Source organism: Pectobacterium punjabense (assembly GCF_012427845.1).
Classification (GTDB): domain Bacteria; phylum Pseudomonadota; class Gammaproteobacteria; order Enterobacterales; family Enterobacteriaceae; genus Pectobacterium; species Pectobacterium punjabense.
Window position 1 is genome coordinate 2,404,528 of record NZ_CP038498.1, and the last position, 18,092, is coordinate 2,422,619.

Genomic DNA, 18,092 nt, shown 5'->3' on the forward strand with positions numbered 1-18,092 from the left:
ACCTTCTCTGCGTATCGATTAAAGGTAAAAAAAATTTATTTATTCATCCGGTAATTAAATCAAATGATATGAATTACTTATGTAAGAGAACCATCATGACGAATGAGCTGATGCATCATGATGCGCTTGCACTATGAGATAGCAATTGAGTCATGCTGGCTTCTGCCCGATCGCTCAGAATATGCTAGAGGTTATTCGAGTGGTGGCGCGGCCAGAAAGCGGTGTGCGAAACAAGAGTTAGTGGATGTTGCTTTTATCCTGAAACGTTTTACGCCAGTCGGTTGGGCTCACGCTAAAACGCTGCTTAAAGTGCTGGCGAAATGTCACCGCTGACTGAAATCCCGCGCTATCGGCAATCGCTTCGATTGAGTGGGATGTTGATTCCAGTAATACCTGGCTATGGCGAAGCCGTTCTGCCGTTAACCAGTCGCTGACCGTCATTCCCGTGGCACGGAAGAAATGCCGGGTAAATGTTCTGCGACTCATCTGCACCCGGCTCGCCAGGGCATCCAAAGAGTGGGGTGAACGGAGATGGCTGCGCAGATAATCTAGCAACTGATTGATTTTGCTATCCCGCGTATTTTCCGGCACCGGATGCTCAATAAATTGAGCCTGCCCGCCTTCCCGATAAGGCGGAATAACCAGGCGGCGGGCGGCACGGTTAGCAATAGCGCTACCGCAATGCTGGCGAACCAAATAAAGGCAGCAGTCAATTGCCGCTACCGTGCCCGCAGACGTGATCAGACGTCCATCTTCAACATAGAGCGCGTTGGTATCCAACTGCACATCCAGAAAACGGACGATAAAATCCTGCTCAAACGCCCAGTGTGTCGAGGCACGGCGGCCATCTAACAACCCAGCGTAAGCCAGCACGTAGGTGCCCAGACATAACCCAGCGATCTGTGCTCTACGGGATTCGGCTGCACGTAATGCATCCAGAAGCGACGCAGTAGGGCGTGTATCTGGGTGGTTCCAATAGGGAACGATAATCAAATCGGCTTTTTCCAATGCGGAAAAATCGTGCTCAACGTTGATGGAAAAACCGTGTTCAGAAGCAACCATGCCCGGTTTTTCTGCACAGAAAAAAAGCGCAAACTGTTTTTCTTCATAGAGCATGTCACTGAAAACCATACTCGGTATTGATAAATGAAACGGGCTAAAATTTTCGCAGACAACCACCGCAACGGTTAGCAAAGCCATAATAGCCCTCGTTAAAGATCAATATGTTTCGGTTGCTTCTCGGTTCAGAATTGCACGTATTCACCATCATTTGGTACGTGCGCGATGGACTGAAGCTTTTCTTCACGCAGATAATCACGCAGTTCGACACGACTCAGGAGGCAATGATTCACCGCTTCCATATGTGTAGCGACTATCGTCGCGTTAGGTACGATCTGATGAACGCGTTGTACATCCTCTTTTCCCATGATAATCGAACCTAAACCGGGGATAGTGGCATTACCGATATTCAGCGCCACCACATCAGGTGTGTGATGCGTCAAGGCATCAATAACATGCTGATTCCAGACGGTATCGCCTGCCAGATAAAACGTTTTCTCATGAGTATGCCGGAAAACGATGCCGCAAACTTCACCCAGCCGTTCCGCCAGTTGTGGATTGGCATAGGTTTCATCAGAACCATGTTGACCAGACGTTTTTATCAGCGTGATTCCATCATATTCCGTCTGCTCATCCAATACACGCACCGAGGTAAAACCCGCGCGGCGTATGATACCGGCATCTTGTGTATTTTGGCTAAAGATCGGCATCGTTTTCGGGATAGCGTCAATCGCCGCATCGTCCCAATGGTCGAGGTGCGTATGTGTCACGATTACGGCATCAACATCCAGAATGGTGGCTAAAGACAAGGGAAGATCGACCAGTGGGTTTCGCAAATGATCGTTTGCTGTTCCTGGGAAACCCGGATAGGTCGACTTTGGCGCCAACATCGGGTCAATCAGAAACGTTTTCCCACCAAATTCCAGTTGTAATGTCGCATTGCGAATCTGCGTTATCTTCATCTTATTGCTCCTATATCAGGTGAACGGGTTGCGTTGGTACGCGCCAAATAGGATCAGTATAAGAATCTGGCAGATCGCTAACAGTGGCCTGAATGACACTCTTCGATGAGTTTAGGCCAATTTGTTTCAGACACGTTGTTTATCATCGGGTGGGGCTATCCTATTGCTGTCTTCATGCACACTAGCTATCTTAACCAACGTGCTGTTTCATCACTGAAAAGGATCATCCTATGCCCCATATTGATGTCAAACACTTCCCAAGAGACCTGTCTGAAGAAGAGAAGAAAGTCATTGCTGAAGATCTTGCGGCGGTTCTGAAGAAACACTTCGGTTCTTCTAACGATTCGCTTTCTGTCGCGTTTAACGAAGTTCAGCCAGAACGCTGGAAGGATGACGTTTACGATCCGATCATCAAACCACATTTGGATACGCTGGCAAAAAAACCGGGATATTCGTATTAAAAAATACGCAGAAAAAAGCCGATAACACACTGAGTATTATCGGCTTTCATGATGCAAGATAGAGCAGGGGATTACGCTGTTAGCAGTTGCTGTGCAGTGCTTTCAACCAGAGCCAGCAGGATTTTAACATCATCCAGATTGACCGTTGGGTTCAGCAACGTCAGCTTCAGGCAGGTAACGCCGTTAAACTCGGTGACCCCGACGTTGGCACGCCCTGACTCCAGCAATGCATCGCCAATGCGTTGGTTAAGCAATGCAATCGCCGCATCGTCTGCTGTCGCCAACTGCTGTGGACGATAGCGGAACAGAACACTTGCCAACTGAGGCTGCATCACTAATTCCAGCGAGGCATGTTCAGCCACATACTGTGCAACCTGCTGTGCCAGCGTAACACCGTGATCGATGATCGCCGCGTATTGCTGTTGGCCTAACGCTTCCAGACCCATCCACAGTTTCAAGGCATCAAAACGGCGCGTCGTCTGCAATGATTTTGACACCAGATTGGGTACGCCTTGCGCTTCGTCGAACTCAGAGTTCAGGTAAGCGGCCTGATAGCGCATCAGCTCATAATGACGTGCTTCTTTTAGCAAGAATGCGCCACAGCTGATGGTCTGGAAGAACTGTTTGTGGAAATCCAACGTAATGGAATCCACTAGCTCAATGCCGTCCAGATAATCACGATACTTCTCGGACAGCAGCAGAGCGCCGCCCCAGGCTGCATCGACGTGTACCCAAATCTGGTGTTCCGCTGCCAGTGTTGCGATCGCCCGCAGAGGGTCGATCGCGCCAGCGTCGGTCGTTCCCGCCGTCGCGACAATCGCCAGAATCTGCTCGCCGTTAGCCTTGGCCAACGCCACTTTCTCCGCTAAATCATTCAGATCCATCCGCGCGAAGCGATCGGTTTTCACCAGCGTGACACATTGATAACCCAAGCCCAGTAAAGCCATGTTCTTTTGCACCGAGAAATGGGCATTTTCAGAACAGAACACTTTAATTTTCTTCAGGTTACCAACTAATCCATCTTGCTGGATCGAGTGTCCTTGGCGTGCGAAGAAGGCATCACGTGCTAACATCAGCCCCATCAGGTTACTTTGGGTACCGCCGCTGGTGAATACGCCAGCATCGCCAGACTGATAGCCGACCTGAGTACGCAGCCATTCAATCAGTTTCATCTCAATGATGGTCGCTGACGGGCTTTGATCCCAGGAGTCCATGCTCTGGTTGGTGGCATTAATCAAGACTTCAGCCGCCTGACTGACCACCAAACTCGGGCAGTGCAGGTGAGCAACGCACTGTGGATGATGTACCGACAGGCTGTCTTTCAAAAAGTACTCAATCGCACGCTCGATAGCGGCCTGGTTACCCAGGCCCTGAGGATTAAAATCCAGCGTGATGCGTTCACGCAGTTCGGCAACCGTTTTTCCCTGATACATCTCAGGTTGTTGCAGCCACTGCATAACAGCTTGGCTACTTTGCGTAATCGCTTCCTGATAGGCTTCGATACTCTGCGCAGAAGAAGCCAGAATCGGATTGATTTTTGTTTCCACTGCTTCTTTTTCCACTAATTGGGACATCGTGGTCATTCGCTCCACTCAGACTGGCTTCACGCCAGCAGAAAGCAGGGCGTTTTCAAATTTATCCAGGAAGATTTCCAATTCAGCATTGCTGATCAGCAGGGAAGGCAGCAGACGTAGAACGCAACCGTTACGGCCACCGCGCTCCAGAATCAGGCCTGATTCAAAGCATTTTTTCTGCAACAGAGCAGACAACTCACCGTCAGCCGGGTAGCAACCCATGTGGTCCTGCGCTTCACCTGGTTTAACCATCTCAATCCCGATCATCAAGCCCAGACCGCGAATGTGACCAATCACCGGATAACGTTTTTGCAGCTCAGCCAGTTTGGCTTTCAGCCATTCACCTTGCTCAGCGACTTTGTCTGCCACCTGATTGTCTTTGAGGTGCTTAAGTGTCGTCAGGCCAGTTGCCATGGCCAGTTGATTACCACGGAAAGTACCGGTGTGATGGCCTGGAGCCCAAGCATCGAACTGCTTCTTGATACCCAGCACAGCTAATGGCAAGCCGCCACCGACCGCTTTGGACATCACGATGATATCTGGCTCAATACCCGCGTGTTCAAAGGCGAAGAATTTACCAGTACGTGCAAAACCAGCCTGAACTTCGTCGATGATCAGCAGAATACCGTGCTCCTGCGTCACTTTACGGATGCGCTGCAACCACTCGGCAGGTGCCGGGTTAACGCCGCCTTCACCCTGGACGGCTTCCAGAATGACCGCAGCCGGTTTGCGTACGCCACTCTCAACGTCGTTGATCAGGTTTTCAAAATAGTAAGTTAATGCTTTAACGCCAGCGTCACCGCCAATACCCAGCGGGCAGCGGTACAGATGCGGATAAGGCATAAACTGGACTTCAGGCATCATGCCGTCGACTGCTTCTTTCGGTGACAGGTTACCAGTGACGGACAGCGCACCGTGCGTCATACCGTGGTAGCCACCAGAGAAGCTGATCACACCAGAACGGCCGGTGTATTTTTTTGCCAGTTTCAGTGCAGCTTCAACCGCATCGGCACCAGAAGGACCGGTAAACTGGAGGCAGTACTCTTTGCCCTGACCAGGCAATAAAGAAAGTAGATATTCGGAGAACTGATCTTTCAACGGCGTTGTCAGATCAAGTGTATGTAACGGCAAGCCGCTAGTAATGACACGTTGGATGCTTTGCAGCACGTCAGGATGGTTATGACCAAGCGCGAGCGTACCCGCACCCGCCAGACAATCAAGATATTGATTATTCTCAACATCGGTGATCCACACGCCTTCAGCTTTCGCAATTGCCAGAGGCAATTTGCGTGGATAACTCCTCACGTTCGATTCAAATTCAGCTTGTCTTGCCAAATAGGTTTCATTGTTTCCGTTTAATGAATTCGCACCTAAACTGTCAATACGGACTTTATCCGTCATCATATCTCTCCTACAACCGTGTGCTCACTGGCAACCACAGTTGAATAAATGAATTAAACATATAACTGCTATAAGAAAAACGCGGCCAATATAGGGTTTTTCAGTCACCGACTCAATGATTTATTTCGTTTCGAAACTTTTATTTTTTCACATAAAAATCAACACGTTGAATGATTGATTGCTAATCATGATGCCATGGTTATCTTACATGCTTATTAAATAAGCAAAAAAAATCCGCCAGCCGCAGGATTTTTGAGTCAAAAAGGGGGTAACAACAGGGGGAAACAGCACTTTTTAGCGAGGGAAAACAGAGAGGGAACCACAGGATAGGGGAATGTGATACTGCTTTACGTGTTGTTTTCAGTCTATATAAAGACTGATGCAGAGATTTTGGATGCCTCGACAACCGGTTCCATCAGATCGGATTCCAGCGGTTTTTAAGATAATTAACCGCTTCCTGAGTCTGTGGCTGATTAAGGTAGTTTTCTCTGAACAGAATCGTGCCATTAATATGTGGCGTAGAGTCGTTCAAATCGAGCTGCTTTTTCAGTTCTGGCACGCCCCCCTTTATCATCCAGTCTGGCTCATTCTTTGACGGCTCACCCACTTTATACAGTGCAACACCAATATAAAGGCGCGTGTTCGTAGGTTTCACCACATCCGCCCACCATTTTGCTAACACATCGTAGCGAGCAGCGTCACGTGCGAAAGGCCAATAGAGCTGCGGAGCAATATAATCCAGCAGCCCTTGTTGCACCCACTGGCGGGTATCGGCATAGGCTTCATCATAGGCCGCAGCACCTCGTGTATCGGAACCTGCCACATCGTGCGATCGGTTGCGCCATACACCCGCAGGGCTGACGCCGAATTCAACCTCGGGTTTCAACTGCTTGATGGTGCGCGAAACCTGCTCGATCAGTTGTTGAGTATTGTGTCGACGCCAGTCTGCTTTTGAGCCAAATCCCTGACCATATCGTTTAAAAGTTTCGCTATCGTTAAGCGTTGAGGTCGATGATTCAGCATAGAAGTAGTCATCAAACTGCACGCCGTCAATAGCGTAGTGCGCCACGACTTCGGCCACGATACTGGTGATCCAGCTTCGCGCTTCCGGGATTCCAGGGTCGAGCACAAAGCGATCGCCAGCCGTGCGAATCCAGTCACGATGCAACACAAACACGCTAGCCGGATTCTGCGACAGCGTGCGGTTTAGCTCAGTAACGGTTCCTGGCTTGGTGTTGACGGATACGCGATAGGGATTAAACCAGGCATGAACTTTCATGCCGCGTTTGTGCGCCTCATCCAGCATGAACTGGAGCGGATCGTAACCAGGAGCCTCACCGATATGGCCCGTCAGCATATCTGACCACGGCAATATTTTAGAGCGCCAGAGTGCGGTGCCATCAGGCTTAATCTGGAAAAATACGGTATTGATACCGAGGCTTTTCAATTTATCCAATTTGCCTTTCAGCGCCTCCTGCTGCTGAGTCATGCGGATTACAGGGCTGCTGGCATTGACTGATGCCACTGGCGGCCAGTCAAGACGGGAAACTGTCGCCAGCCAGACTCCGCGTACCGGTTCCTGACGTTGCTGAGGTGTGGCTGGTAGTGGCTGTTTAACGGGAGGAACAGGGGTAACAAGTGAACTCGGCGGCTTGGACGCGCAACTAACGAGTAGAAGCGCAGCAGCAATAAGTACGACTGGCTTTTTCACGTTGGTTAGCTCTTATTTTTGCGACTATTAGCCCATGGGTCAACGACACTATCATCTGATTTGGCGGAAGCGACATCATCCAGAGAATCAAGATACAGTGCTTCAACTTCGGCACGAGCCCACGGTGTCCGACGCAGAAACTTTAAACTGGATTTCACACTGGGATCGTTTTTAAAGCAATTGATATTGATCAGTTTACCCAGCTCAACCCAGCCAAAACGGTCAACCAGCGCATTGATTTGCATTTCAAGCGTTACGCCATGTAAAGGGTCTTTAGAAATATGAGCGGTCATGTAGTAAAAGTCCGGTAGTTTCAGATGTTGTATTCAGAATTGGGCTGTTAGCAAGGGAAGGGTACAAGAAAGCAGAGCGAGCGGCAATGTTGTGCAGCCATGTGAGTATGGCGATGTTGGCTCCAATACACAGGGTTACATCAGCAAAGTGCTAATATAAGCATCCTCAGTAATCATCAAGGAAAGGTTATGAGAGCCAGTATCCGGACGAAGATAGTGAGAATATGTGAAGCCAAGATTGCGGCTAAAGGAGATAATGTTGGCGTGTCATTTTATGCTTTTTTTGCCAACAAGAATGACGATCCGAAATTACTCATGGAAGTCGCTCAATGGTGGATCATGGAGATGAAACTAGACCACTTTGAAAAAGCCAGAAAGATCATATCTCTCCTTACACGCTAGACAATAATAAATAAGGGATTTACCCCAGCCTGCATCAAGCAAGAGCAGGGGTATCCTTTGAGTCAGCGCCAGCTAGAAGCGCTGCCTTTTGTCGCAGATAGAGGGTTTCATCCGATTAAGCCGGATTCCGGCGTGAGTCAGTTTTCCTTGATTAGTTGGCGTAAAGCGGGAGCGTCGAGGCATTTTTCTCATGAAATCGAAAACGGCAAACAAGCACTGGCAGTGATGTATCAATGCAGTTATCCGCAGCCTTTGGGCTCGGTACCTTACGTGCCGACACTGCGCAAAGCCGCGGATGTTCAGCGATGCATGCTGGATAAAGACTTCGAGCCGAAGAACAAACTTAATCTAGTCTGTCGCAATTACCCGCAAGTCACGGACTGCCAATGATATGAAGTAAATGCGCTTTGGAGCTAATAGTAGAAAAGGGGCGGTATCAAAAGTTTCAACGCATTGTTTTCTCGAGAAGCTAGGTTGTAGCGTGAAGTTAAGAAGTCTCAGAGTTAATTTAACATAATATACATTATGCGAACCTAAAGACGTGCTCGCAGGAACTGGCCGTTCCGCTGAGCAAATCCCCACATCCGTAAAACACTTTTTCTGGCATCAGTTATCATCCCTGCGGCTGACAATCCGATAACAATAGATTTTCCCACTCGGGCCAGCAAACGGCTGCAATTTCCTATGCCGTAACATTAGGCAATTTTGCCTAATTGCCTGTGAAACTATGACCAATGCTATCGGCAGCCAACATCCTGACATCGCATGATGTTGGCATAACTGCTTAACGGGTCGTATTATGCGAACCAATGGATAAACAGGCGGGAACTGGCCGTTCCGCTGAGCATTTGCTAAGAAAAGAAAAACCAGGCTGTCTTAATAAGATCCTGTTCTACCTCAAAAGCGGCAATGCTTTCTATTGGTTCAACTGAAAGCCCATGAATTAACTCATGGTCAAATACTTTATTACCTAATACGGTACGTGACACCAGCTCAGCCCTCAGTTCTGGGTTATTGAATCGGTTATTCACGTAAAACTCTCTCAGCGCCTCTTTTCCTTCCATTGACGGTGTTTCTGACGGCATGCGGTACGCTTTGAAGTCCGACGAAAAACATACCATGAAAGCATCTATATCATGTTCGTTATAAGCCTTAAACTGTGCTGCTACGACTAACTCTGGTGACATTACTTCTCTCCATTATGCGTTTATATTCATCATGCTACTTCAAGTTAAAGACACGCGGTATGATTTATCTGGGACTCTGTTCGTTTTCCTCTACAATGTATTTTCCAACCCGCTTATCAGGTCAATTCCCATGCCTAGACTGACTCAGAAAGACATGACAGAAAGCGAACAACGCCAGCTTAAGACGTTACTCGATCAGGCGAGAAAAAAACAGGGTCGTCCGTTAACCAACTCTGAAGGTAATCATATTAAAGACGATTATATCGATAAGCTGATGAAGGAACGTGAGGCCGTGGCAAAACAAGCCAGAGCAGAGAAGAAGAAAAATAAATTTAAACCTGATTCATCCACAACTTACGAATGGTCCGCGAATACAAATTTACGCGGCCGCCGCTAGCCACGCTGTAACACTAGACGAGTTACCCGGCAACCTCAGGGTCGCCGGGCGATCGTATTTCTTTTTATCTTAAAAGCGCCTGAGGTAAAGTGTGCTGCTGTTCCAGACGGAAATGCTCTATCGTTTGCGCCAGCAGCATGGACTGATCTTCCAACGAACTGGCTGCCGCAGACATCTGCTGTACCAGCGCTGAGTTTTGCTGCGTGACGCCATCCATTTCATTAACGGCGATCGTTACCTGGCTTATGCCTTTCGCCTGCTCATCCGATGCGGTGACAATCTCACCGATAATACTTTGTACTGAACTGACGGCATGCGTCATATCCTGCATGGTTTTACCCGCATCATTCACCAGTTTAACGCCGCTTTCAACGCGCTGACTGGATTCCTCGATCAATGCGGCAATCTCTTTTACTGCACTGGCGCTGCGCTGTGCCAGATTGCGAACTTCCGATGCCACGACGGCGAACCCTCTACCCTGCTCTCCTGCTCGCGCCGCCTCTACCGCCGCGTTCAGTGCCAGAATATTGGTTTGGAAAGCGATACTGTTAATCATGGCGGTAATGTCGCCAATTTTCTTCGCACTATCATCAATCTGTGACATCGTCTGCACCACCTGACTAACCAGCGACTCACCGCGCTGGGCTATCTTCGTGGCATTCTCTGTCAACGTTGTGGCTTGATGGGCATTGTTGGCATTGTGTTTCACCGTGGCGGTGATCTCTTCCATACTCGCTGCCGTTTGTTCCAGTGCGGCGGCTTGCTGCTCTGTACGCGAGGCAAGATTGAGGTTGCCGCTGGCAATTTCCGCGGCACCTTGTCGCACAGAATCACTGGCATCTTTGATCTGCCCAACCACCTGGCGTAGTTGTGACTGCATCGTATGCAGCGCGAAGAACAGGCTACTGCGATCGTTGGCTTTCACGTCAATCACATTACTCAGTCGCCCTTCAGCAACAGACAGCGCGATAGTTGCGGCTTCAAGTGGTTCACCACCAATTGGTTTAAGCACTTTACGGCTGAATACCCAGCCCAACAGCGCGCTTACCAACAGAATGCTAATCACCATCATGATCACCGCGTTCATTAGCTGGCGCTCAGACGCGGCCATCACCTGACTCACTGGCGCAACAATCCCCAAATACCATTTCTCCGTACTGTTTCCGATGGTGACAGGCTGCCAAGTCACCAGCGCCTGTTCGCCCAGAATCGCATCGTCGTGCTGTACCACTGAAGACGTAAAATTGTCAGTCGGTCCTTGCCAGGCTTTGCTCGTTTGGGATTTATCAGGATAAGAGATGACTTTACCGGCGCTGGATAGCAACATCGCGTAGCCACCGCCTTCCCAAGGTTTAATCTGATTAATTTTTTGCTGCAATGACGCAAGAGAAATATCGGAAGTGACGACACCCCACAGTTTTCCCTGGCTGACAATCGGTGCAGCAACTGACGTCAGTAGCGTTGGGACGCCATTATAAGCATAGGTATAGGGTTCGATTAGCGTATCTTTCTGGCTCTTTTGTGGCAGCAGGTAGTAATCGCCCTGGCCGGGAGTCAGATAAGAAAGCAGAGGATGCATCGTGTAATTGCCAGCCTGATCGCGGTCAACAAACCAGGCATAGCGGCCTTTCGGTGCCTGACCCGGCTGATCGGCAAACTCAGCATCACGCCCGTCAAACACATTTTCTTCAAAAATGACTGAAACTGAGAGGTATTCCGGGTTATCCCGCAGGGCATATTCCATCATTTTATCGACCACAGCGCGGTCTTTAATGCCTGCGGATGGCAAAGCGACCAGCCCTTGCCCGAGGTTATGCGCCACATCACGGGCGTAGTTGAGTTCTTGTTGAATTCTCAAGGCTTCGCTTTGGGCTATCTGCTGTAAATAGCGCTCAGCAAGAGACTTTTGTTCACGACTAGACTGCCAGCTGAGCACACCGATGGTGACAGCGAAACCGAGTGCGATGGTGAGTGCGCCAGTTAACAATACCTGGGCGCGGGTGCTCATTGTCTTTTTTTGTATTAATTGTTTGGCCATTATGGCTCTCCTGGTGTTGACCCTTATCGTAATCAACATTCCCTTGCAATGAGTTCCCTGCTATTTGTCTATCGGCGTTTTTTTTTGAACTTTAGCGGCGCAGGAATGAACAAGGGATAAGGGCCGGAGGCCAATGGGCGTCGGAGATCGTTTTTTACGTCATAGGCTTAGTCGCAGTCTGACGATGAGGCTGGCACCAGACTTTTGTGCATGTTAAAACCGGTAATCTGGAATCCCTGTTTTTGATATAACGCCTTGGCGACCGGGTTATGCGTAGCGACTCTCAGTCCGACTTCACAAATACCTAACGCCGCGATCGCCGCGTCCATCGCGGCTAGTGAGGCTTTACCAAAACCTCGGCCACGCCACGCTGGCAGAAGGCAAAAATCAGATACCCAGGCCGAATTTCCGTTCAACACTACCCACAAATAGCCGATGGTGACACCTTCATTATTTAAAGACTGAATGGACCATAATTTATTGGCGGGTGTATGAGTACCCTGCGGTAGCGCAATATCGATTGATTGCGTGGCAATCGCCCTCGCCTTTTCCGCATCATATCCTCGGGATGCTTGTAAATCCTGAGCATATTCAAGAATGAAGAACTGGCGATAGTTGGGATAATCCAACTCGGTCATATCCGTTAAATTTACCATTGCGTTCGCGTTCCTAGATTGGTGTGACAGCCAGACTCATTGCGGTATTCAACATTGGCGGCTATCACGTAATTTATTTTCAACATAATCAACATCATGACACAAACTGCACGGTTCCGATAATACGAAATGGAACCGTGCAAAAACGTCAGGATGGCGTTTCAGATGCCGTACTGGCCACCCGATCGCGGGCGGAAGAAGAACAAATAAAAGCCAGAATCACCATGGCAAGTACGGGTAACATCGCGATGCGCAACCCCGCGACCTCGCCAAGAAAGCCCAATGCAGGCGGGCCCACGAGAAAAGCAAAGTAACCCAATGTTGCGGCAATCGTGACGCGAACGGCACTGTTTTCTCCACTTCCTGCGGCAGAAATCGTCAGTGGGAATCCCAACGATGCACCAATGCCCCAGAAGATAACCGCAGCGGCGGCCAATAGTGGAGCATTAGAGAAGATCACCAGCGCCAGCCCCAGTGCGGCGGAAGCAGCACTGAATCGGAGGACATTGACCTTACCGAAGCGATCGACAAAATATCCTCCGGCAAAACGACCCAGCGTCATGCCTGCCGTAAATCCGACATAAACCAACGTCCCTGTTGTGTGGCCGAAGTTGTGGCCATCGATCATCAGTAACGGCAGCCAGTCGTTGGCAGAACCTTCTGCAAGCGCCATCGCAAGAATAACCACGCCAAGAATCAACAGACGGCGGTCCTTAAGTTCGTTGAAAACCTGGGTTTTGTAATCCCCTTTCTCTTCTTGCTCAGAACTGGCTAGATCGCTCAGCCATGGCATTTGGCGCATCAATAAAATAGCGGTAAGTATCGACAGTGCAACTACCGTGACAAAATGCAGCGTCGTATTAACGCCGAACGCGGTCATCGCCATCCCAGCCAGTGCGCCAACCAGCGTTCCCAGGCTAAAGAAACCGTGCAGCGTTGTCATTAGGCTTTTCTTCAAATGTTGCTCAAACGCCGCACCTTCAATGTTGATCGCGATATCAACCAGCCCAACGCCTGCACCGAAAATCAACAGTCCCATAAAGGCACCCGGTGTGCTCCGAACAGAAAGTGAAACGGCAAGCACAAGTAGCCCAAGCAGAAGTAATAGAAATCCACCGGCCATGGTTTTACGGATGCCGAGGACGTTAATAACTTTACCTGCCCCCAATACGCCGAGCATGGAACCACATGAAAAACCGAACAGGATCATACCCATGGTTTCCGTTGAAGCATTCAGTACATCCCGCATCACAGGGGTTCGGGTCACCCAGGTTGCCCACGTAAAACCGGGAATGAACATCAGCCCGAACAGGGCGAATTTATTGATAGCGGGTTTTGTAGTCATATCTCTCGTCATCTTTATTTAAATCAATTCGTACATATGTACGAATAACTATCGCACGAATATGCGCCGCTTTGCACCTGTTTCATTACGTTCTTTTTTTCGCGGGAAGACGTCTGGCAAGATCGCGCCAGACGGTATCAGGATGTCAGTTTTATCACCGTATTGAGAATGTCTTCGCGGCTGACGGCTTCATTATTGAGATAGTTATGAATCGTATATCCTTCAATCACCGCATCCAGCGAACACGCGGTCGCAATACTGAAATGGAGGTGAAGTGATTTTCTGCTGCGCGTCATCCACTCCTGCAATATCAGCCGATACTCTTCTTTACGCGATGCCAGCGCGTACAGTTCAAAGCTCAATGTCAGATGACGCGGCGTCGCCCAAATATCTCCACAGATCAAGTCAACCACCGCTTCGCGCGCGCTCTCGATGTCTTTTGCCTGCTTGAGACGAACTCGGAAGGCGTGTGATATGCCATCAACCATATAAACGAACGCGTTGTTCAGCAGCAGTTCAATACTGCTATAGCGATAGGTCAGCGTCCCCGGTGACAGCCCTGCCTGTTGCGCAATTTTTCGGTAGGTTGCCCCTCGCACGCCATGATCCAGTATGACTTCCAGCGCGGCTTCAAGAATTCTGTGTTGTGTATCTTTGCCATCATGCGTTGCATCGAGTGATGGTGACATCGTTCTGTTCCCCCTTTTAACTGGTAATTCTGACGATCGTAATTCTTATAATAAAAAAGCCGCCAGTGAGTTTGGTTCCCACTGGCGGCTTATGGTAAACGAAAAGCGGTTTAGCCTCTCAATTTACTGTGATATTCACCTTTCAAGGTGTTGATTTCTGCTAGTGCCGCTTTCGCTTCACTCAGTTTACCGGCATCCGCTAGAGCCTGCGCGCTGTCGACTTTTTGCAAAATCTTATCCAGACCTTCCACATAGGCTTTTCTGTCTGGGCCATCAGCGGGTTGCTTGGCGAAATCAGGCGGCACCTGCGTTTTGGCATTCACAACATGTTCACGGAATGTGCTCAACGCAGTTTTCAATGTTGTAGCATCGTCCGCTTTAGTCGCGGCAGTATAACTTTTTTGCATACCGCGCATGTCTTCCGACACGGTCGCATTTGCTAAAACAGGTGTCAGCAAACTACCGGCCAACAGCACAGAAAAACAGATCTTGGTCATTCTATTCATCTTGAACTCTCGCTTGTGTTCCACAGCACGACATACTCAAAGAATCTGGCCCCCACACGCCGGCCAGCCCAATATTGCTTTTGTTATTTATATTGCCTACAACTATATTGCCTACAACACCACGACCAGATTACACCGTAATGGCAATTCTGATTTTATGGTTATTATCGTAAAGATGTTAAATTATTTTTAATCATTTTGCTGTTTTTGATTGGGTGAATGTAAAAAGGCTCACCAGTATCGTCTGGCAAGCCCTTTCATCACTCCCGTAGTCGTCACGCTCAGTCGTTAGTTCAACTGATAGTCCAGTGTAATCTCAGCCTTGAGCACTTTTGACACCGGGCAACCCGCTTTCGCTTTTTGGATAATCTTATCGAACGTGGCTTCATCAATCCCCGGTAGCTTCACCGTGCTGTGAAGCGCGATGTTAGTAATCGCAAATCCACCATCGACCTTATCAAGCGATACATCTGCCGTAGCATCAATCGACTCGGGCTTATGGCCTTCTTCGCCTAACATCAGCGATAGTGCCATAGAGAAACAGGCAGCGTGCGCCGCACCAATCAGCTCTTCCGGGTTCGTGCCGGGTTTACCCTCAAAGCGGGTATTGAAACCATAAGGTTGCTGCCGCAATGCCCCGCTTTCTGTTGAAACCGAGCCCTTTCCCTGCTTGATATCACCTTCCCAATGCGCTTGCCCTTTCTTATGAATAGTCATGCAATCTCCTCGTTATAGATTAGCCATTGGCAGCTATCCGAGTTGGAACGTAGCCATGTAATCATCACGCCCTTTAAACCGTAGAACATATTTGGCATAACCCCAAATCAATTATTCTATGCACATAATTATTTCACTATATATAAATAAACTCAGAGATATATTCACTGCTTTATTATTTTAAGATAAAACCGATTTACCTATTTATACAAACTCTGGATTATCGATGTGTCAGAACAATGGGTTTTAAGAAAATGGAATTCTGTTTTGGCGCATTTATTTTTACGACTCACCTATGTTATTACTCTTGAATCATATTGGATGTGAAACATGAATAAAATAACCTCATTAGCGTTGTCCGCATTATGCGTTATCCCCCTGATTAATACCGCTCACGCCCAGTGGGAACTGGACGATATCTGTTACGGTTACGCTACCGCAACGGGCTCTGGGTATCAGGGTGGCGCACTCTTATTGGACCCTATTCCACAAAATATGGAGATCACCGCGCTAAACCGGAGCCAACTGGATTATCGCGGTATTAAAGCATCGCTGGCTGGAGCATACCTGAAAGTGAATGGTCCAAAAGGCAGCACGGTGGTTTATGTCACGGATCTTTATCCAGAAGGTGGAGATTGCGCATTAGATTTATCGTTTAATGCATTCGAGAAAATAGGCGACCTGCGAGATGGGAAAATTAATATCGACTGGACGCTGATCGAAGCGCCAGTCAATGGCAACGTTATTTATCGTATAAAGGAAGGTTCAAACCCTTACTGGGCAGCGGTGCAATTTAGGAATGTGAAATATCCGGTTATTGAAATGAAATATATGCGCAATAACCAATGGATTGCTGCACAAAAAACCGATTACAACCACTTTATTGTGGAGCACGTCGGAATGAACGACATTCCGATTGAATTTACCGATGTAAAAGGCAACGTCCTCAGTGATACGCTGCCGCCGATGTCACAAAGCACGTCATCTGCGTATCTGATCACAGGCAACATCCAACTGTAATCACTCAAAACCTTGAGGGAAGCTGACACTACGCAGCATCCCTCATTTCTGCCAGATTGCGATTGAAGCAGTAGACACTTTTTTAAGAATTTTCATTGTATTATCTGGATATTGTCCGTTCTTCGTGAGTACGCATCTCGCTTCCCACTTTTTCTATTGCCCAAATATTTGTTAGTTTTATCACTTCTTTAAGCGTTTGATTCGCCATCATTCGCACTACAGTATACCCTGTCGCAGATTACATTCTATTTTCTGCTTTAGGCATCATTACAAAAGGTCTCTTTTGCGTGGCAAAATTATTTTTACGTAGTGGAAGTTTGGATGATTTTCTGGCGCTGGGTGAGAACGGGCAGCCAGTTTACGCATCAGCACTTCAATTGCGGGAAACGTTACGTCTCAGAAAACAGCAGCAAATTGCCGATTGTCTGGCGATTCCCCAACCCAACGAGCATGGCGACCGTATTGACTGGTATGCGCCAATTGACGGTAAAGTCACCTCCTGGATTGCTGCCAGTGAAGAAGAACGGGAAAAAGCGCTGTCATTACTGGAAACCTATCAAACCGCGGTTGCCGACATCAGCCTGCGTGCGCAAAATGCAGAAAAAGCGGGGCAGAAACTTTTCGGTGTCCTGCTGGCAAAAGCGATACAGTTCCCTGGAGCAAACCACGTCTATCTGGTTGATGGTAAACCTGTTTTAACGTTCTGGGGTTTCGTCAACCTTGATAAGAAGTCCCGTCTTGATGCATTGGATTGCCTGCGCCCTGTCATCAGAGAAGCTGAACCGCTTGTGGTCGCCTCCACGCCCGTAGCAAGCGTACCAACGCTTCCATTGGTTGACCCTGAACCCGAGCCAGAACCACAGCCTATTGCTCAGCCCGAGCCCGTTGAGCCGACACCAGCGCCTACCGCTGCGGCAACATTACCTGCTCGCCCGCCATTCTTCCGCCTGTGGTGGCTGTTACCTGCCGCCGCGCTATTCGCTATTTTGGCATTACAAATACGTGGCTGCGTGTCAGGACAAGACAACAAACCGACATCCGAACAGGCTGCAACGGTCAAGCAGGAAAAACGCGCACTGCCTGCCTCGACGCCGGCTGAACCCACACCGCCACCCGCTCCGCCTGTCGTAGAAAAAGAGATCGTAAAAGCCGTTGAGCCACCCGTTTCAGCACCGCCGATTGTAGAGGCAGTCAAACCAGAAGCCCCTGCGGTTGTTGAACCCAAAGAGCCTGTTACACCACCGGTTGAACCGGTTATTGAACAAGTACCGGCACTTCCTGCGGGCCGGGATGACTTAGTCATGCCGGCAGATGCGGTGAAAATCGGATCTATCAAATTCCTGAACGGCAACTGGCGCGTCATTGTTGATGGAAAAGCCCCAATTACCGGAAGGCCACCGAGCCTGCGCTACCAAATCCAAAATGGCAAAGGGACTGCGCGTATCACTCATGGTGACGGTGTCACGTGTCGTGCCAATGTTGAGGCGGGATTAATGGGCTCTGGCAATCTGATCATCAATAGTCGTTCTGGTGCACGCTGTTCCGATAATTCTCGTTTCCAAATGCCGGAACTGGTTTGTAAACAAGGTGCATCTGGCACCGCTGCGGAGTGTATTGGTCGTTATGACGCAGACACCGTTTTCCCGATGACGATAAAGCGCGAGAGTAAATAAT

General features: G+C 48.9%; 18 protein-coding genes and 1 pseudogene. 6 read left to right on the forward strand and 13 right to left on the reverse strand.

Annotated features, from left to right (window positions below):
* Positions 1–237 precede the first annotated feature (237 nt).
* Positions 238–1,200: a GlxA family transcriptional regulator gene (locus E2566_RS10835; RefSeq protein ID WP_107169509.1), complete on the reverse strand. Its 963-nt coding sequence runs from the start codon at positions 1,198–1,200 to the stop codon at positions 238–240.
* A 44-nt stretch (positions 1,201–1,244) separates the two neighbouring features.
* Positions 1,245–2,021 carry an MBL fold metallo-hydrolase gene (locus E2566_RS10840; protein ID WP_107169510.1) on the reverse strand — a complete coding sequence of 259 codons (777 nt, stop codon included), beginning with the start codon at positions 2,019–2,021 and terminating at the stop codon, positions 1,245–1,247.
* Between the two features lie 230 nt (positions 2,022–2,251).
* Here E2566_RS10840 and pptA point away from each other — a divergent pair, with 230 nt between their 5' ends.
* Positions 2,252–2,482, forward strand: a complete 231-nt coding sequence (gene pptA / locus E2566_RS10845) for a tautomerase PptA (RefSeq protein ID WP_107169511.1) — start codon at positions 2,252–2,254, stop codon at positions 2,480–2,482.
* Positions 2,483–2,553: 71 nt separating this feature from the next.
* Here the strand turns inward: pptA and E2566_RS10850 are convergent, their stop codons facing one another.
* The 4 genes from E2566_RS10850 to E2566_RS10865 all read right to left on the reverse strand — a co-directional run bounded on the left by E2566_RS10850 (position 2,554) and on the right by E2566_RS10865 (position 7,461).
* A complete protein-coding gene (locus E2566_RS10850) occupies positions 2,554–4,056 on the reverse strand; it encodes a pyridoxal phosphate-dependent decarboxylase family protein (protein WP_416054195.1) in 1,503 nt (500 codons plus the stop codon).
* 18 nt (positions 4,057–4,074) lie between these two features.
* Positions 4,075–5,460 (reverse strand): diaminobutyrate--2-oxoglutarate transaminase, encoded by a 1,386-nt coding sequence (locus E2566_RS10855; RefSeq protein WP_193555665.1) that lies wholly within the window; start codon positions 5,458–5,460, stop codon positions 4,075–4,077.
* Positions 5,461–5,872: 412 nt separating this feature from the next.
* Positions 5,873–7,168: a glycoside hydrolase family 10-like protein gene (locus E2566_RS10860; RefSeq protein WP_107169514.1), complete on the reverse strand. Its 1,296-nt coding sequence runs from the start codon at positions 7,166–7,168 to the stop codon at positions 5,873–5,875.
* A 5-nt stretch (positions 7,169–7,173) separates the two neighbouring features.
* The gene (locus E2566_RS10865) at positions 7,174–7,461 is read right to left on the reverse strand and encodes a VF530 family protein (protein ID WP_107169515.1); all 288 of its coding nucleotides are present in this window, start codon (positions 7,459–7,461) and stop codon (positions 7,174–7,176) included.
* A 189-nt stretch (positions 7,462–7,650) separates the two neighbouring features.
* Here E2566_RS10865 and E2566_RS10870 point away from each other — a divergent pair, with 189 nt between their 5' ends.
* Together E2566_RS10870 and E2566_RS10875 are read left to right on the forward strand one after the other, a co-directional pair.
* Positions 7,651–7,863, forward strand: coding sequence for a DUF6500 family protein (locus E2566_RS10870; protein ID WP_107169516.1), 213 nt, complete (start codon positions 7,651–7,653; stop codon positions 7,861–7,863).
* Positions 7,864–7,884: 21 nt separating this feature from the next.
* Positions 7,885–8,253, forward strand: a pseudogene (locus E2566_RS10875) (hypothetical protein); the annotation flags it as partial.
* Between the two features lie 461 nt (positions 8,254–8,714).
* Here E2566_RS10875 and E2566_RS10880 read toward each other — a convergent pair.
* The gene (locus E2566_RS10880; protein ID WP_107169517.1) at positions 8,715–9,050 is read right to left on the reverse strand and encodes a nuclear transport factor 2 family protein; all 336 of its coding nucleotides are present in this window, start codon (positions 9,048–9,050) and stop codon (positions 8,715–8,717) included.
* 130 nt (positions 9,051–9,180) lie between these two features.
* Here E2566_RS10880 and E2566_RS10885 point away from each other — a divergent pair, with 130 nt between their 5' ends.
* Complete coding sequence (locus tag E2566_RS10885; protein ID WP_107169518.1) at positions 9,181–9,447, forward strand: YjbD family protein; 267 nt, start codon at positions 9,181–9,183, stop codon at positions 9,445–9,447.
* Between the two features lie 64 nt (positions 9,448–9,511).
* On the opposite strand, the gene E2566_RS10890 is transcribed toward E2566_RS10885, so the two are convergent.
* The 6 genes from E2566_RS10890 to E2566_RS10915 form a co-directional block, all read right to left on the reverse strand.
* Positions 9,512–11,485 (reverse strand): methyl-accepting chemotaxis protein, encoded by a 1,974-nt coding sequence (locus tag E2566_RS10890; protein WP_107169519.1) that lies wholly within the window; start codon positions 11,483–11,485, stop codon positions 9,512–9,514.
* Positions 11,486–11,652: 167 nt separating this feature from the next.
* Positions 11,653–12,141 (reverse strand): GNAT family N-acetyltransferase, encoded by a 489-nt coding sequence (locus tag E2566_RS10895; RefSeq protein WP_107169520.1) that lies wholly within the window; start codon positions 12,139–12,141, stop codon positions 11,653–11,655.
* 148 nt (positions 12,142–12,289) lie between these two features.
* Positions 12,290–13,486: an MFS transporter gene (locus E2566_RS10900; RefSeq protein ID WP_107169521.1), complete on the reverse strand. Its 1,197-nt coding sequence runs from the start codon at positions 13,484–13,486 to the stop codon at positions 12,290–12,292.
* A 137-nt stretch (positions 13,487–13,623) separates the two neighbouring features.
* Positions 13,624–14,175 carry a TetR/AcrR family transcriptional regulator gene (locus E2566_RS10905; protein ID WP_107169522.1) on the reverse strand — a complete coding sequence of 184 codons (552 nt, stop codon included), beginning with the start codon at positions 14,173–14,175 and terminating at the stop codon, positions 13,624–13,626.
* A 110-nt stretch (positions 14,176–14,285) separates the two neighbouring features.
* Positions 14,286–14,681, reverse strand: coding sequence for a cytochrome b562 (locus E2566_RS10910; RefSeq protein WP_107169523.1), 396 nt, complete (start codon positions 14,679–14,681; stop codon positions 14,286–14,288).
* Between the two features lie 288 nt (positions 14,682–14,969).
* The gene (locus E2566_RS10915; RefSeq protein WP_107169524.1) at positions 14,970–15,398 is read right to left on the reverse strand and encodes an OsmC family protein; all 429 of its coding nucleotides are present in this window, start codon (positions 15,396–15,398) and stop codon (positions 14,970–14,972) included.
* Between the two features lie 330 nt (positions 15,399–15,728).
* Here E2566_RS10915 and E2566_RS10920 point away from each other — a divergent pair, with 330 nt between their 5' ends.
* Positions 15,729–16,418, forward strand: coding sequence for an expansin EXLX1 family cellulose-binding protein (locus E2566_RS10920; RefSeq protein WP_107169525.1), 690 nt, complete (start codon positions 15,729–15,731; stop codon positions 16,416–16,418).
* A 287-nt stretch (positions 16,419–16,705) separates the two neighbouring features.
* Positions 16,706–18,091 (forward strand): SrfA family protein, encoded by a 1,386-nt coding sequence (locus E2566_RS10925; protein WP_107169526.1) that lies wholly within the window; start codon positions 16,706–16,708, stop codon positions 18,089–18,091.
* Position 18,092 lies beyond the last annotated feature (1 nt).

Bases quoted from the DNA above. Each gene is read 5' to 3' on its own strand.
- E2566_RS10835 (WP_107169509.1), bottom strand. From the start codon at position 1,200: ATGGCTTTGCTAACCGTTGCGGTGGTTGTCTGCGAAAATTTTAGCCCG.
- E2566_RS10840 (WP_107169510.1), bottom strand. From the start codon at position 2,021: ATGAAGATAACGCAGATTCGCAATGCGACATTACAACTGGAATTTGGT.
- pptA (WP_107169511.1), top strand. From the start codon at position 2,252: ATGCCCCATATTGATGTCAAACACTTCCCAAGAGACCTGTCTGAAGAA.
- E2566_RS10850 (WP_416054195.1), bottom strand. From the start codon at position 4,056: ATGTCCCAATTAGTGGAAAAAGAAGCAGTGGAAACAAAAATCAATCCG.
- E2566_RS10855 (WP_193555665.1), bottom strand. From the start codon at position 5,460: ATGATGACGGATAAAGTCCGTATTGACAGTTTAGGTGCGAATTCATTA.
- E2566_RS10865 (WP_107169515.1), bottom strand. From the start codon at position 7,461: ATGACCGCTCATATTTCTAAAGACCCTTTACATGGCGTAACGCTTGAA.
- E2566_RS10870 (WP_107169516.1), top strand. From the start codon at position 7,651: ATGAGAGCCAGTATCCGGACGAAGATAGTGAGAATATGTGAAGCCAAG.
- E2566_RS10880 (WP_107169517.1), bottom strand. From the start codon at position 9,050: ATGTCACCAGAGTTAGTCGTAGCAGCACAGTTTAAGGCTTATAACGAA.
- E2566_RS10885 (WP_107169518.1), top strand. From the start codon at position 9,181: ATGCCTAGACTGACTCAGAAAGACATGACAGAAAGCGAACAACGCCAG.
- E2566_RS10890 (WP_107169519.1), bottom strand. From the start codon at position 11,485: ATGGCCAAACAATTAATACAAAAAAAGACAATGAGCACCCGCGCCCAG.
- E2566_RS10895 (WP_107169520.1), bottom strand. From the start codon at position 12,141: ATGGTAAATTTAACGGATATGACCGAGTTGGATTATCCCAACTATCGC.
- E2566_RS10900 (WP_107169521.1), bottom strand. From the start codon at position 13,486: ATGACTACAAAACCCGCTATCAATAAATTCGCCCTGTTCGGGCTGATG.
- E2566_RS10905 (WP_107169522.1), bottom strand. From the start codon at position 14,175: ATGTCACCATCACTCGATGCAACGCATGATGGCAAAGATACACAACAC.
- E2566_RS10910 (WP_107169523.1), bottom strand. From the start codon at position 14,681: ATGAATAGAATGACCAAGATCTGTTTTTCTGTGCTGTTGGCCGGTAGT.
- E2566_RS10915 (WP_107169524.1), bottom strand. From the start codon at position 15,398: ATGACTATTCATAAGAAAGGGCAAGCGCATTGGGAAGGTGATATCAAG.
- E2566_RS10920 (WP_107169525.1), top strand. From the start codon at position 15,729: ATGAATAAAATAACCTCATTAGCGTTGTCCGCATTATGCGTTATCCCC.